This is a genomic window from Streptomyces sp. CB02056 (genome assembly GCF_001905545.1).
GTDB lineage: Bacteria > Actinomycetota > Actinomycetes > Streptomycetales > Streptomycetaceae > Kitasatospora.
This window is the reverse complement of record NZ_LIPD01000003.1, coordinates 238,253-251,725: the sequence shown is the minus strand read 5'-3', so window position 1 is coordinate 251,725 and position 13,473 is coordinate 238,253. Positions and strand designations below refer to the sequence as shown.

The following is a 13,473-nucleotide window of genomic DNA, read 5'->3' as shown; positions in this document are numbered from 1 at the left end:
GCTGCCTGGTCACAGGCCGATCGCTACCCGGGGGGCGACGATCAGAAGTTGTCGACCGGGCGGACCCGGATCCAGGTCTCCAGGTAGTTCGAGGACTCGTTCTCGACCTCGATGCTGGTCCCGGTCTTCGGGACGTTGACACCGCTGTACTGGTCGTCCTTGCTCCACCACGACTTCAGGTCGTTGAACTCGTCGACGCCCTTGGCCTTCGGGATGACGGTCTCGACACCGGCCTTGTGCAGGGTCAGACCGGAGGTGCGGCGCGAGCCGAAGGTGGAGTCGTAGCCCTGCATGCGCGGACGCATCAGGGTGCCGTCGGTCCACTTCATCGGAGCCGGGTGCGAGTCGACCGGCAGGATCAGGCCCTGGCCCGGGTGGGCGCTGACGTTGTTGTCGGTCTGCGACTCGTCCCAGTACCAGATCAGCAGGCCGGGCTGGTACGAGTAGTGCTCGACCCAGTTCGGCTTGTCGGCGAAGCCGAAGTTGTACGGGCCGGTCTTCAGGGTCTGGTCGAAGGACACGTACTGCCGGTTCTCCGCGATGTAGTACTGCGCGTAGTCCTTGGTGTACGAGCCGCCGAAGCGGGAGAACCCGTCGGCCACCCAGCCGTTGTCACCGTTCTCGACGTCGTCGCTGAACACGGTGGCGCCGTCGGCGACGACCGCGATGTTGTCCAGCGTCAGGCCGCGGAAGTGCAGGCCGCCGTCGGTGGTGTTGTGGTAGCGGAACTTGACCTTCTGGCCCGCGTAGGCGTCCAGGTTGAAGGACAGGTCGCCCCAGGCGGCCACCTGGCCGCTGATGGCCGGACGGCCGTTCTCGCGCGGCAGCGCGGTCCCGTTCCAGGTGCCGTCGACGACGGTCCAGGTCTTGCCGCCGTCGGTGGAGACCTCGCCGAACGCGTAGTCGAAGTCCTGCTCCAGCTCGTACCAGGCCTTGGCGTTGATGCTGGCCTTGGTCTTGCCGGTCAGGTCGATGTCACGGGTGAGCGTGACGTTCAGGTTGTCGGCGCTGCCGCTCCACCACTCACCGGTGCCGCCGAACGGCTTGTTGATCTCGGTGGTGATGCTCTTCTTCGGCAGGTCGACGATCAGACCCTGCGGCAGGTTGCTGTTGTACTCCGCCGGGCCGATGTGGTGGGTCGACTCGGTGCCCGCCTTGGCGTGGTCGGCCTTCAGCCAGCCCAGCTTGTACTTGCTCCAGGCGTCGAGGTCGTTCGGCATGTCGCCGATGCTGTCCTTGCCCTCGCCGAGCCAGGAACCGGAGGACATCAGCGACCAGAAGCCGACCGAGTTGTCGATGCCCTTGCCGGCGGTGTCGTAGAGGTCCGGCAGACCGAGGTCGTGGCCGTACTCGTGGGCGAAGACGCCGAGGCCGCCGTTCTCCGGCTGCATCGTGTAGTCGCCGATCCACAGGCCGCTGTTGCCGACCTGGACGCCGCCGAGCTTGTTGCCCTCGGGACCGGCCGTGCCCTGCAGGTTGCCGTAGACGTACGAGCGGTGCGCCCACAGGGCCTTGCTGCCCTGCTTGCCGCCACCGGCCGACTTGTCCTCGCCGGCGTGCACGATCTGGAAGTGGTCGATGTACCCGTCGGGCTGGTTGAAGTTCCCGTCGTGGTGCGAACCGTAGCGGTCCCACTGGTCGTACTGGGCCAGCGTGGCCTTGATCTGGGCCTCGGTCTGGCCCTTGGCCTGCTGGTCCTTGTACCAGATGTCCACGGCGTCGCGGATCAGGTCCTGGGCGCTGGCGCAGACGTTGGAGCCGCAGTAGTCGGAGCCGTACCGGGCCTCGTTCCACGGCACCCGGACCCAGTCCGAGACCACGCCGTCGACCGAGTAGCGGCCCGAGGACTGCTTCTCGTAGTAGGTCTTCAGCGAGGGCTTGTCCTTGGCGAAGTACAGGTCCTGGTAGTGCTGCTGGTTGTAGTCGGCCTGCCACTCGGTCGAGTTGTTGGTGGCCGGGTCCGGCTTCTCGATCTCGTTGTGCTTGGGGCCGGCCTCGCCGCCGTACTTGACCTTGCCGTCCGGCGTCTTGGTGGTGTTGTCCACCTGGTCACCGAAGTCGACCAGGATGGTGAAGATCTTGTCCGTGCGCTCGCGAGCGAGCTCGACGTACTTGTCCTTGCCGAGCTTCACGCTGGTGCTGCCGTTGTGCTGCTCGACCTCGGCGGTGCCGTTGAGGAGCTTCTCGGTGGCGGCCTTCTGCTCCGCCTCCACCTTCGCGGTCAGCGGACCCGGAAGGTTGTGCTCGGTGTTCTGGACGGCGTCGGCCGGGTCCCGCGGGACCGGGGCCGAGCCGGCGGCGACGGCGGAGGCCGGGAACAGGCCCGTGCCGAGCGCGACTATGACCGCTGCGGCCGTGGCAGCCGCAGCGGTTCTCCTGGTGTTCTTCAACGTTGTGACGTCCTCCCCGACCAGGGCCCAGCTCTTGGCCAAAGCCCGGCAAACCAAAATGAAAGACAGGTGGACGTCATTTGATCCAAGCGTGCACGGAAAAGATAGACCTTGACCATGACATGGTCACGGCGCTATCCTCCGCGACTTCCCATCATCTGACCGCCTGTCAACCGTATGTTCGTGAAAGGTCGGTGAGAAACCGAGCGCACCCGCACCAGCCAGCGCGGGGGCCAGCCGACCCGGCCCGCACCGGTTCGGCTGGCGGCGGGAGCGAACGCACCGAGCCCCCGGCGTCAACGCCGGGGGCTCGGTGGCTGTGAAGTTGTCTGTTAAAAGTTGGGTTACTTCGTCAGGTCCGGACCGGACGAGGCGACCGCGGCCGGGGTGTCCGCGACGGCCGACTTCTCCTCGCCGCGGAAGGTGAACTTGGCTTCCTTGCCCTCGCCCTCGACGTCGACGACGACGATGTGGCCGGCCCGCAGCTCGCCGAAGAGGATCTTCTCGGAGAGGTGGTCCTCGATCTCGCGCTGGATGGTGCGGCGCAGCGGACGGGCACCCAGGATCGGGTCGTAGCCGCGCTTGGCCAGCAGCTTCTTGGCCTCGACGCTGAGCTCCAGGCCCATGTCCTTGTCCTTGAGCCGCTCGTCCACCTTGTCGATCATGAGGTCGACGATCTGGATGATGTCTTCCTCGGACAGCTGGTGGAACACCACGATGTCGTCGACACGGTTCAGGAACTCGGGGCGGAAGTGCTGCTTGAGCTCCTCGCCGACCTTCGCCTTCATCCGCTCGTACCCGGTCTGGGTGTCACCCGCGGCCGCGAAGCCGAGGTTGAAGCCCTTCGAGATGTCCCGGGTGCCGAGGTTGGTCGTCATGATGATGACGGTGTTCTTGAAGTCGACCACGCGGCCCTGGGAGTCGGTCAGGCGACCGTCCTCCAGGATCTGCAGCAGCGAGTTGAAGATGTCCGGGTGGGCCTTCTCGACCTCGTCGAAGAGGACGACCGAGAACGGCTTGCGGCGGACCTTCTCGGTCAGCTGGCCGCCCTCCTCGTAGCCCACGTAGCCGGGCGGGGAGCCGAACAGCCGGGAGACGGTGTGCTTCTCGGAGAACTCGGACATGTCGAGCGCGATCAGCGCGTCCTCGTCGCCGAACAGGAACTCCGCCAGCGTCTTGGACAGCTCGGTCTTACCGACACCGGACGGGCCGGCGAAGATGAACGAACCGCCGGGGCGCTTCGGGTCCTTGAGGCCCGCACGGGTGCGCCGGATGGCCTGGGAGAGCGCCTTGATGGCGTCCTTCTGGCCGATGACGCGCTTGTGCAGCTCGTCCTCCATGCGCAGCAGGCGGGACGTCTCCTCCTCGGTCAGCTTGAAGACCGGGATGCCGGTGGCGGTGGCCAGGACCTCGGCGATGAGCTCCTCGTTGACCTCCGCGACGACGTCCATGTCGCCGGCCTTCCACTCCTTCTCGCGCTTGGCCTTGGCCTGCAGGAGCTGCTTCTCGTCGTCGCGCAGGGACGCGGCCTTCTCGAAGTCCTGCGCGTCGATCGCGCTCTCCTTCTCGCGGCGCACGTCGGCGATCTTCTCGTCGAACTCGCGCAGGTCCGGCGGCGCGGTCATCCGGCGGATGCGCATTCGGGAGCCGGCCTCGTCGATCAGGTCGATCGCCTTGTCCGGCAGGAAGCGGTCCGAGATGTACCGGTCGGCCAGGGTGGCGGCGGCGACCAGGGCGGAGTCCGTGATGGAGACCCGGTGGTGGGCCTCGTAGCGGTCGCGCAGACCCTTGAGGATCTCGATGGTGTGGGGCAGCGAGGGCTCGGCGACCTGGATCGGCTGGAAGCGGCGCTCCAGCGCGGCGTCCTTCTCCAGGTGCTTGCGGTACTCGTCCAGGGTGGTGGCACCGATGGTCTGCAGCTCGCCACGGGCCAGCATCGGCTTGAGGATGCTGGCGGCGTCGATGGCGCCCTCGGCGGCGCCCGCGCCGACCAGGGTGTGCAGCTCGTCGATGAACAGGATGATGTCGCCGCGGGTGCGGATCTCCTTGAGCACCTTCTTCAGGCGCTCCTCGAAGTCACCGCGGTAGCGCGAGCCGGCCACCAGGGCGCCCAGGTCCAGCGTGTAGAGCTGCTTGTCCTTGAGCGTCTCCGGGACCTCGCCCTTGACGATCGCCTGGGCCAAGCCCTCGACCACGGCGGTCTTGCCGACGCCGGGCTCACCGATCAGCACCGGGTTGTTCTTGGTGCGGCGGGACAGCACCTGCATGACCCGCTCGATCTCCTTCTCGCGCCCGATGACCGGGTCGAGCTTGGCCTCGCGGGCGGCCTGGGTGAGGTTGCGGCCGAACTGGTCCAGGACCAGCGAGGTCGACGGGGTGCCCTCGGCGGGCCCGCCGGCCGTGGCCGACTCCTTGCCGCCGCCGGTCTGGTAGCCGGAGAGCAGCTGGATGACCTGCTGGCGCACCCGGTTGAGGTCGGCGCCCAGCTTCACCAGGACCTGGGCGGCGACGCCCTCGCCCTCGCGGATCAGGCCGAGCAGGATGTGCTCGGTGCCGATGTAGTTGTGGCCGAGCTGAAGGGCCTCGCGGAGCGAGAGCTCCAGGACCTTCTTCGCCCGGGGGGTGAAGGGAATGTGACCGGACGGGGCCTGCTGACCCTGGCCGATGATCTCCTCGACCTGCTGGCGAACGGCCTCAAGAGAAATCCCGAGGCTCTCCAGGGCCTTGGCGGCGACGCCCTCGCCCTCGTGGATCAGACCCAGGAGGATGTGCTCGGTGCCGATGTAGTTGTGGTTGAGCATCCGGGCTTCTTCCTGAGCCAGGACGACAACCCGCCGCGCGCGGTCGGTGAACCTCTCGAACATCGTTTATCGCTCCTCAGAGCGGTCGGGCAGTTCGGGGTCCGTCCCCGCCCTGTCCTTCCGCATGCTAGTCCCGCTCAGCGGCGCGGCCCACGGATTCACTCCCCGGTAGAGGAGCGAGATGCTGCGCGACCAGCCGACACCAATCCCAACCTGGTGTTGGGAAACGGTGTTCCCACAGGTGGGCCGGATGCACCGGATTCCGCTACGCCATCGGCGAACACGTGCCGCCGACGCCGCCGCCGGAACCCCTCCGGCCGGTCGCACATACTGCCCCTGGACGGGCCGAAGAACCCGTCCACCTGCATTCATACCCGGTATCGGGGCGGTTCTCGCGCAGTTTCCGCGGTGGCGGTGTTCGCCTGGCGAGAAGTCGGGCCGCGGTGACGGCGGTTCGACGGCGGACGGGGTGCCGGGCACGTCGCCCCGGTGCCGTCCGCGTTGCCGCTTCGCCCCTACAGCGTCGCACGGCCCGTGATTGTTCCGCCGCCCGAGCCGGTGCCCGAGCCGCTACCCGGGCCGCTGCCCGGGACGGCCCCCGGGGCCGGCCGCGGCGGGCTCCTCCGGGCACGCGCCGCGGGGCGCGGAGGAGACTCCTCCGCGCCCCGTGCGTGTGATGGTGGCGGCCGTCCCCGGCCGCCGGGCCCCGCACCCGCTCCGGCGGGCCCGCGGCGCCGGGATCAGGACGCGTTGGCCTTCTCGTAGGCCTCGCGGACGTTGCTCGGAACGCGGCCGCGGTCGTTGACCTCCAGGCCCTGCTCCTTGGCCCACGCGCGGATCTTGGCGGTGTCCGGGGCGCCGCCGCCGGCCGGACGCGCCGCGGTGCCGCGGCCCGGACGACGGGCACCGGCGAGCCGGCCGCTCTGCTTGCGGCCCTTCTCCACGTACGGCGCCAGCAGGCCGCGGAGCTTGTCCGCGTTGGCGCTCTTCAGGTCGATCTCGTAGGCAACGCCGTCGAGGGCGAACGTCACCGTCTCGTCCGCCGAACCGCCGTCGAGATCGTCTTCAAGAATGACCTGCACCCTCTGTGCCACGGGCTTCCCTTTCCGCTAAACGACCCATTGCCTAAGGAAAGGAAAGCGCCTTTCTCCGGAAAACACAAACCCTTGACCCGGTTGGAGCGGCTCAGAGGTGCAGCAGCATGCGCGAGTTGCCCAGTGTGTTGGGCTTCACCCGCTCCAGGTCGAGGAACTCGGCGACGCCTTCATCGTACGAGCGGAGGAGTTCTTCATAGACATCCGTAGCGATCGCCGCCGGGTCTGTCGTACCATCATCGGTTTCCTGGACCTCGCCGATCTCGACGAAACCGTGTTTCGCGAAGAACGCGACCTCGAACGTCAAGCAGAAAATCCGACGGACGCCCAGCCAGCGCGCGGTCTGCACCAGCTTCTCCAGCAGCAGGTGCCCGATCCCGGTGCCCCGGGCGACCGGATCCACCGCGAGCGTGCGGACCTCGGCGAGGTCCTCCCACATCACGTGCAGTGCGCCGCAGGCCACCACCACGCCGTTGTCGTCCCGTTCCGCGACCCAGAACTCCTGGACGGATTCGAACAGTGTGACTGTGGGCTTGTCCAGCAGAATGCCGTCGCGTGAGTAGGTGTCGATGAGCCTGCGCACTGCCCGCACGTCCGTGGTCCGCGCCCGGCGGATGGTGACCTCCATGGTCGGGACGTTATCGCGCCGCTCCCGGTTCCGTCCCACCGGTATCCGGTCCGCCGTCCGCGGAATCCGCGCCGGCCGGATCGGGCGGGAACAGAGCGGCCACCCGCAAGGCGTCCCGGAGCGCTTCGCGTTGCTCGGGCGACATCAGGCCGAAGAAGTGCACCAGGGCCGCCGCCGGATTGTCACCGGTGGCCCAGGCGTCGTTCATCAGGGCCGCCGTGTACGCCTCACGTGAGGAGACCGGTTCATAACGATAGGCCCGGCCGACCCGCTCGCGGCGCAGCCAGCCCTTTCTGTGGAGCTTGTCCAGGACGGTCATCACCGTGGTGTACGCGATTTCGCGTTCCGACCGCAGATCCAGGAGAACCTCGCGAACCGTGACCGGTCGGTTCCACTGCCACACCCGGGTCATGATGGCGTTCTCAAGTTCGCCGAGTTGCCGGACCATAGTGCGGCCAGGATAGGGAGTGAATGGGGCAAATCTTGTGAAGTGCGCCAAACCGGCGCGCCGCCACCCCCGGGAATCGGGAATGGCGGCGCGCCGGTCGTTCGGGGCGGCTGACGGGGTCAGTCGAGGTCTTCCTTGGCCCGCTGGGCCCCGCCCTGGCTGCGGACGATGGCCCGCACCAGGAATCCGAAGCCGATCGCCATGACCAGCGGCGGCACGATCGCGCTGACGTAGTCCATCAGGTCACTCCTCCTCGGTCTTCTCCGCCGTCGCGGCGGAAGCCTTCGGCTCCGGCTTCACCAGCGGGAAGAGCACCGTCTCCCGGATGTTCTTGCCGGTCAGCAGCATGATCAGGCGGTCCACGCCGAGGCCGAGGCCACCGGTCGGGGGCATCGCGTACTCCAGGGCGCGCAGGAAGTCCTCGTCCACCTGCATCGCCTCGACGTCGCCGCCGGCCGCCAGCAGCGACTGGGCGGTGAGGCGGGCGCGCTGCTCGACCGGGTCGACCAGCTCGGAGTAGGCGGTGCCGATCTCGGTCCCGAAGATCACCAGGTCCCACTTCTCGGCCACGCCGGGCCGCGAGCGGTGCTGGCGGGTCAGCGGGGAGACCTCGGTCGGGTAGTCCTTGATGAAGGTCGGCCGGACGGCGTTCTCCTCCAGCAGGCGCTCGACCATCTCCAGCACGATCTGACCGTGGCCCCAGTCCTTCTCGAACGGGATGCCGTGCTCGGCGGCCAGCTTGCGCAGCTCCTCGACGCCGGTCTCCGGGGTGACCTCGACGCCCAGGCGGGCCGAGATGCCCGGGTAGACGCCGATCTCCTCCCACGGCTCGGCCAGGTCGATCTCGTGCTCGACGCCGTGCGCGTCCACGCCCCTGATCACCGTGGTGCCCAGCGCGTCCCGGGCCGCGTTGACGATCGTCTCGCGGATCAGCTCGGCCTGGGTGTCGTAGTCGCCGTACGCCTCGTACGACTCCAGCGAGGTGAACTCCGGGTTGTGGGTGGAGTCCGCGCCCTCGTTGCGGAAGTTGCGGTTGATCTCGAAGACCTTCTCGGCGCCGCCGACCACCAGCCGCTTGAGGTACAGCTCGGGGGCGATGCGCATGTAGAGGTCGATGTCGTACGCGTTGATGTGCGTCTTGAACGGACGCGCGTTGGCGCCGCCGTGCACCGGCTGGAGCATCGGGGTCTCGACCTCGATGTAGCCGCGGTCCTCGTAGGTGCGGCGGATCGAGCGGACGACCTTGCTGCGCAGGTGCAGGATCTCGCGGGCCTCGGGGTTGACGATGAGGTCCACGTAGCGCTGGCGGACCCGGGCCTCCGGGTCGGTCAGGCCCTTGTGCTTGTCCGGCAGCGGGCGCAGGCACTTGGCGGTGAGCTCCCAGCGGTCCACCATCACGGACAGCTCGCCGCGCTTGGAGGTGATCACCTCGCCCTCGACGCCGACCTGGTCGCCGAGGTCGATGTCGGCCTTCCAGGCCGCCAGCCGCTCCGGGCCCAGCTTGTCGAGGGAGAACATCACCTGGAGGTCGCCGGTGCCGTCGCGCAGGGTGGCGAAGCAGAGCTTGCCGCCGGTGCGGGAGAGGATCACGCGGCCGGTGACGCCGGCCCGCTCGCCGGTCGCGGTGTCCGGCTCCAGGTCGGGGTGCTTGGCACGCAGGTCCGCGATGGTGGTGGTGCGGGGGAAACCGACCGGGTACGGGTCGACACCGGCCGCCCGGAGCCGGTCGAGCTTCTCGCGCCGGACGCGCATCTGCTCGGGAAGGTCGTCGGTCGCGGGAACAAGGCTCTGATCGCTCACCCCACAAGGGTAGCCAGCCACACACGGTGCTCCGCGCCGGGATTGCCGCGGGGGAGGCCGCGACGGCGGCCTCCCCCGGATCGGACGCGGACGGCTCAGCCGGTGCCGGTGGCGAGTTCGACGTCCTCGGGGGCGTCGTCGGCGGGCGGGGCGGGGTGGGCGGGGGGCTTGGGGCGGCGGCCGAACAGCTCGGCGGGGGTGGGCATCCGGTGCGGACGGGGCGGGGTCTTCGCGGCGGCGGGCTGCTCCGGGCGGGAGTCGGTGCTGCTCATGGGGGTCCGTCCTCCTACAGGGGTGGGGTGACTGTGCGGCGGTGCGGCGGGACTCGGTACGGCCACCAGGTGGCGGGGCGGTCCGCTGTGGAGGGCGAGCCGCTCGCGGACGGCGGCCTCGGCCAGCGCGTGGCAGCGCCCGGCCAGCCGGGAGCGGCGGGCCCGCTCGCCCTGGCCGCAGGGCTGGCGGCTCAGTCCGCGCAGTGCGGTGAGGTCCTCCGGCCCGGGCAGGTACCCGTCGGACACCGCCTCCTCCAGCCGTTCCAGGTAGCCGGGGGCGCTGCCGGGCAGGGCGGAGCGGTAGCGTCCGAGGTCGGCGAGCAGGAAGGCGCGCAGCCGGCCGCCCTCCTGGACGGCCTCGTCGATCGCCTCGGTGAGGCGCAGGGCGTCCTGGACGTCCTCCGCCCAGAGTTCGGCGCCCGGCCCGGCGAGGGCGGGCCGGACGGGCCCCTGGAGGTGGACGGGCACGGCGGGGTGGAGGGCTTGGGCGAGGGCGCGGCGCAGCACGCGGACTTCGTCGGCGCTGAAGGCCATGCCGCCGCGCGATCCGTGTGGCGTAGGCATGGGCTGACACTACGTGACGAATATCCGATTTGTCGGTAACGTCGCGCCGAACCACCCACGGTCGGCCCGGCGAAGAAGCCTTTCGCCGCCACCTGTAACGCCACCCGGGGCGCACCTGGTCATCCAGGTGTCAGGGGAGAACGAGCGAGGGGGCCGGGCAGGATGCGACCGGACGGTCAGGGGAAGGCGGCCCGGGGCGGGCGGCGGGACGAGGACTTCCAGGCCTTCGCGGCCGCCCGCGCCAGACCGCTCTACCGGTCGGCCTGCCTGCTCACCGGCGGGGACACCCACCTCGCCGAGGACCTGGTGCAGGAGGCCCTCGGGCGGATCTACGCCCAGTGGCACCGCACCTCCTGGTTCGGGGCCAAGCGCCGGATCGACAACCCGGCCGGGTACGCGCACACCGTGCTGGTGCGGGCCTTCCTCTCGCACCGCGTCCGCCGCTCCAGCGGCGAGCGGCCGGTCGAGGCGGTGCCGGACGGCGCGGCCCCGCAGGGCGACCCGGAACTGCGGCTGGCCCTGGTGGACGCGCTCGGCCGGCTCGCCCCGCGCGACCGGGCGGTGCTGGTCCTGCGCTACTGGGAGGACCGCAGCGTGGAGGAGACCGCCGCGGTCCTGCACAGCACCCCGGGCGCGGTGCGGACCCAGGCCTTCCGCGCGCTCGGCCGGATCCGCACGGTGCTCGGCAGCAGCCTCGACGACCTCGCCGAGCGCTGAGCCGGCGCGTCACGTCACGTCAACCCACTTGGTAGAGAGGTTGGTTCAGCATGTCCGCAGAGCACGACGGGCCCGAGGAGCGGTTCGAGCGGGCCTTCGCCGAGGCCCTCGGCCGGGCCGGCGAGGCCTACGACACCGAACCCGGCCCGCTGGTCGACACCGGCTGGTCGCACGGCCGCCGGCTGCGCCGCAGGCGGCGGATCGGCACTGCGGCGGGCGCCGCCGGGCTGGCCCTGATCGCGGTGGGCGGGGTCGCGCTCGGCGGCCTGCCGCCCGGGCGGAGTACGGCGGCGGCCGGTCCGGCGGCGGCCCCGTCCGCAAGTCCCGTCTCCGGCGCGGAGTTCCAGCGGATGCTCACCGAACTCCTGCCCCCGGGGACGGTGCAGGTCGGCGAGGCCCGGGGCACCGAGAGCGACACCCCGCAGCTGCGGCTGGTGCTGGACGACGGCCACGGCCCGGCGCAGTACCTGTTCTGGATCACCGGCATGGGAGGCAAGGCCTTCGACATGGACTGCCCGGCCGGGGTGCCCGCCGAGCTGCCGGCCGGGCAGCCGACCGCGGACGCCTGCTCCGCGTCCACCCTTCCGGACGGCACCCGGCTGAGCGTCTACCAGGCCGGGACGCGCACCGGTGAGCCGGAAGGGGCGAAGACGTGGGCCGCCAAGCTGGCCGGGGAGCACTACCAGATGATGCTCCAGGAGTGGAACCGCAAGCCGCTGGATCAGGGCACGCCGATCACCCGGACCGACCCACCGCTGATGCCGGACCAGCTCACCGCGGTGGTGAAGGACCCGCGCTGGAAGAAGGTCGTGGCGGCGTTGCCGAAGGGCCCGGTGATGGGGGTGGTCGTCACCCCCGCCCCCGGCGCCGCCTCGACCTACGTGCCGGACTCGGTGGTCACCGGTCCGGTCACCCTGCCGGCCTTCCCGAAGCCCGGCAGCTGAGCGCCGCTCAGCTCGCGGGGCGGTTGCGCTCGTACACCAGGCGCAGGCCGATCAGGGTCAGCCAGGGCTCGTGCACGTCGATGGTGCCGGCCTCGCCGAGAACGAGCGGGGCCAGGCCGCCGGTGGCGATCACCTGGACGTCGTCCGGGTCCTTGGCGAGCTCCCGGGCCATCCGCTCGACCAGGCCGTCGACCTGGCCGGCGAAGCCGTAGAGGATGCCGGACTGCATGCCCTCGACGGTGTTCTTGCCGATCACGTTGCGCGGGCGGGCCAGTTCGATCTTGCGCAGCTGGGCGCCGCGGACGCCGAGCGCCTCGACCGAGATCTCGATGCCGGGGGCGATCGCGCCGCCGACGTAGTCGCCGCGCGCGTTGACGGCGTCGAAGGTGGTCGCGGTGCCGAAGTCGACCACGATGCACGGGCCGCCGTACAGGTGGTTGGCGGCCAGCGCGTTGACGATCCGGTCGGCGCCGACCTCCTTGGGGTTGTCCATCAGGACGTGCACCCCGGTCTTCACGCCGGGCTCCACGATCACCGCGGGGACGTCGCCGTAGTAGCGGCGGGTCACCTCGCGGAGCTCGTGGAGCACAGCGGGGACGGACGAGCAGATCGCCAGGCCCTCCACCGCGGCCTCCTTCACCGCGGTGTGGCTGCCCATCAGCCCTTGCAGCAGCACCGCCAGTTCATCGGCCGTGCGGCGCGGATCGGTGGAGATCCGCCAGTGTTCCACCACGTCCTCGCCGTCGAACAGGCCGAGCGTGGTCTGGGTGTTGCCGACGTCGATGGTGAGGAGCACGGGGACGCTTTCTGCGAGTCGGGACGGGACTGCGGCCGACCTGACGGTCAGGCGCGCAGGTCCAGGCCGATGTCCAGGATCGGCGAGGAGTGGGTGAGCGCGCCCACGGCCAGGTAGTCGACACCAGTCTGGGCGACCTCGCGCGCGCTGGCCAGGGTCAGACCGCCGGAGGCCTCCAGCTTCGCCCGGCCGGCCACCAGCGCGACGGCCTCCTTCAGCTGACCGACGGTGAAGTTGTCCAGCAGGATCAGGTCCGCCCCGGCCTCCAGCACCGGCGTGATCTGCTCCAGGGTGTCCACCTCGACCTCGACCGGCAGCTCCGGGTACGCGGCCCGGACGGCCCGGAAGGCCTCGGCCACGCCGCCGGCCGCGACCACGTGGTTGTCCTTCACCAGCGCGGCGTCCGAGAGCGCCATCCGGTGGTTGGCGCCGCCGCCGCAGCGCACCGCGAACTTCTCCAGCGCGCGCAGGCCCGGGGTGGTCTTGCGGGTGTCCCGGACGACGGCGCCGGTGCCCTCCAGGGCGTCCGCCCAGGCGCGGGTGGCGGTGGCGATGCCGGACAGGTGGCAGAGCAGGTTGAGCGCGCTGCGCTCGGCGGTCAGCAGGTCGCGGGTGCGGGAGCGGACCGAGAGCAGCACCTGGCCGGCCTCGACCCGGTCGCCGTCCTCGACGTGCCGCTCGACCTCGAACTCCTCCTCGCAGACCAGCGAGACGACGGCCTCGGCGACCCGCAGGCCGGCCACCACGCCGGCCTGGCGGGCGGTGAAGTCGGCGGTCGCGACGGCCTCGGCGGGCACGGTCGCCACCGAGGTGACGTCCTCGCCGCCGGCCAGGTCCTCGGCGAGCGCCAGGGTGGCGATGTCCTCGACCTCGACCGGGTCCAGCCCGGCCTGCTCCAGCAGCTCGGCCAGCTGCGGGTCCAGACCGGTCTCGTAGCCCTCGCCGTCCCCGCAGGCGCAGCCGTCGCCGCAGCCGCCCTGGTCGGCCAGGGGGAGTTCCTCGTGGGAGTGGGTCATGGT

Annotated in this window: 11 protein-coding genes; 2 read left to right on the top strand and 9 right to left on the bottom strand. The window is 70.3% G+C overall.

The window, feature by feature from the left end; translation table 11 throughout:
* Positions 1-41: 41 nt before the first annotated feature.
* From AMK13_RS08485 to AMK13_RS08455, 7 genes are all read right to left on the bottom strand, one after another.
* On the bottom strand, positions 42-2,390 hold the full coding sequence (locus AMK13_RS08485; RefSeq protein WP_074001707.1) for an immune inhibitor A domain-containing protein: 2,349 nt from the start codon (positions 2,388-2,390) through the stop codon (positions 42-44).
* Between the two features lie 344 nt (positions 2,391-2,734).
* A complete protein-coding gene (locus AMK13_RS08480) occupies positions 2,735-5,254 on the bottom strand; it encodes an ATP-dependent Clp protease ATP-binding subunit (protein ID WP_049652522.1) in 2,520 nt (839 codons plus the stop codon).
* A 677-nt stretch (positions 5,255-5,931) separates the two neighbouring features.
* Positions 5,932-6,285 carry a histone-like nucleoid-structuring protein Lsr2 gene (locus AMK13_RS08475; RefSeq protein WP_049652521.1) on the bottom strand — a complete coding sequence of 118 codons (354 nt, stop codon included), beginning with the start codon at positions 6,283-6,285 and terminating at the stop codon, positions 5,932-5,934.
* Positions 6,286-6,376: 91 nt separating this feature from the next.
* On the bottom strand, positions 6,377-6,913 hold the full coding sequence (locus AMK13_RS08470; protein ID WP_049652520.1) for an amino-acid N-acetyltransferase: 537 nt from the start codon (positions 6,911-6,913) through the stop codon (positions 6,377-6,379).
* Positions 6,914-6,923: 10 nt separating this feature from the next.
* On the bottom strand, positions 6,924-7,361 hold the full coding sequence (locus tag AMK13_RS08465; protein WP_074001706.1) for a BlaI/MecI/CopY family transcriptional regulator: 438 nt from the start codon (positions 7,359-7,361) through the stop codon (positions 6,924-6,926).
* 243 nt (positions 7,362-7,604) lie between these two features.
* Positions 7,605-9,161, bottom strand: a complete 1,557-nt coding sequence (gene lysX, locus AMK13_RS08460; protein ID WP_074001705.1) for a bifunctional lysylphosphatidylglycerol synthetase/lysine--tRNA ligase LysX — start codon at positions 9,159-9,161, stop codon at positions 7,605-7,607.
* A gap of 95 nt (positions 9,162-9,256) precedes the next feature.
* Entirely contained in the window at positions 9,257-9,997 is a 741-nt protein-coding gene (locus AMK13_RS08455) for a hypothetical protein (RefSeq protein ID WP_074001704.1), read from the bottom strand.
* Positions 9,998-10,159: 162 nt separating this feature from the next.
* Here AMK13_RS08455 and AMK13_RS08450 point away from each other — a divergent pair, with 162 nt between their 5' ends.
* Entirely contained in the window at positions 10,160-10,714 is a 555-nt protein-coding gene (locus AMK13_RS08450; RefSeq protein ID WP_049661170.1) for a SigE family RNA polymerase sigma factor, read from the top strand.
* Positions 10,715-10,764: 50 nt separating this feature from the next.
* Positions 10,765-11,658 (top strand): hypothetical protein, encoded by an 894-nt coding sequence (locus tag AMK13_RS08445; protein WP_074001703.1) that lies wholly within the window; start codon positions 10,765-10,767, stop codon positions 11,656-11,658.
* Positions 11,659-11,665: 7 nt separating this feature from the next.
* Here AMK13_RS08445 and AMK13_RS08440 read toward each other — a convergent pair whose 3' ends face one another.
* Both AMK13_RS08440 and nadC read right to left on the bottom strand, forming a co-directional pair.
* Positions 11,666-12,454: a type III pantothenate kinase gene (locus AMK13_RS08440; RefSeq protein WP_074001702.1), complete on the bottom strand. Its 789-nt coding sequence runs from the start codon at positions 12,452-12,454 to the stop codon at positions 11,666-11,668.
* A 47-nt stretch (positions 12,455-12,501) separates the two neighbouring features.
* The gene (nadC, locus tag AMK13_RS08435) at positions 12,502-13,470 is read right to left on the bottom strand and encodes a carboxylating nicotinate-nucleotide diphosphorylase (protein WP_049660205.1); all 969 of its coding nucleotides are present in this window, start codon (positions 13,468-13,470) and stop codon (positions 12,502-12,504) included.
* Positions 13,471-13,473 lie beyond the last annotated feature (3 nt).

Excerpts from the sequence above, each read along its gene's own strand:
- AMK13_RS08480 (WP_049652522.1), bottom strand. The coding sequence starts at position 5,254 with ATGTTCGAGAGGTTCACCGACCGCGCGCGGCGGGTTGTCGTCCTGGCT.
- AMK13_RS08470 (WP_049652520.1), bottom strand. The coding sequence starts at position 6,913 with ATGGAGGTCACCATCCGCCGGGCGCGGACCACGGACGTGCGGGCAGTG.
- AMK13_RS08465 (WP_074001706.1), bottom strand. The coding sequence starts at position 7,361 with ATGGTCCGGCAACTCGGCGAACTTGAGAACGCCATCATGACCCGGGTG.
- AMK13_RS08455 (WP_074001704.1), bottom strand. The coding sequence starts at position 9,997 with ATGCCTACGCCACACGGATCGCGCGGCGGCATGGCCTTCAGCGCCGAC.
- AMK13_RS08450 (WP_049661170.1), top strand. The coding sequence starts at position 10,160 with ATGCGACCGGACGGTCAGGGGAAGGCGGCCCGGGGCGGGCGGCGGGAC.
- AMK13_RS08445 (WP_074001703.1), top strand. The coding sequence starts at position 10,765 with ATGTCCGCAGAGCACGACGGGCCCGAGGAGCGGTTCGAGCGGGCCTTC.
- nadC (WP_049660205.1), bottom strand. The coding sequence starts at position 13,470 with ATGACCCACTCCCACGAGGAACTCCCCCTGGCCGACCAGGGCGGCTGC.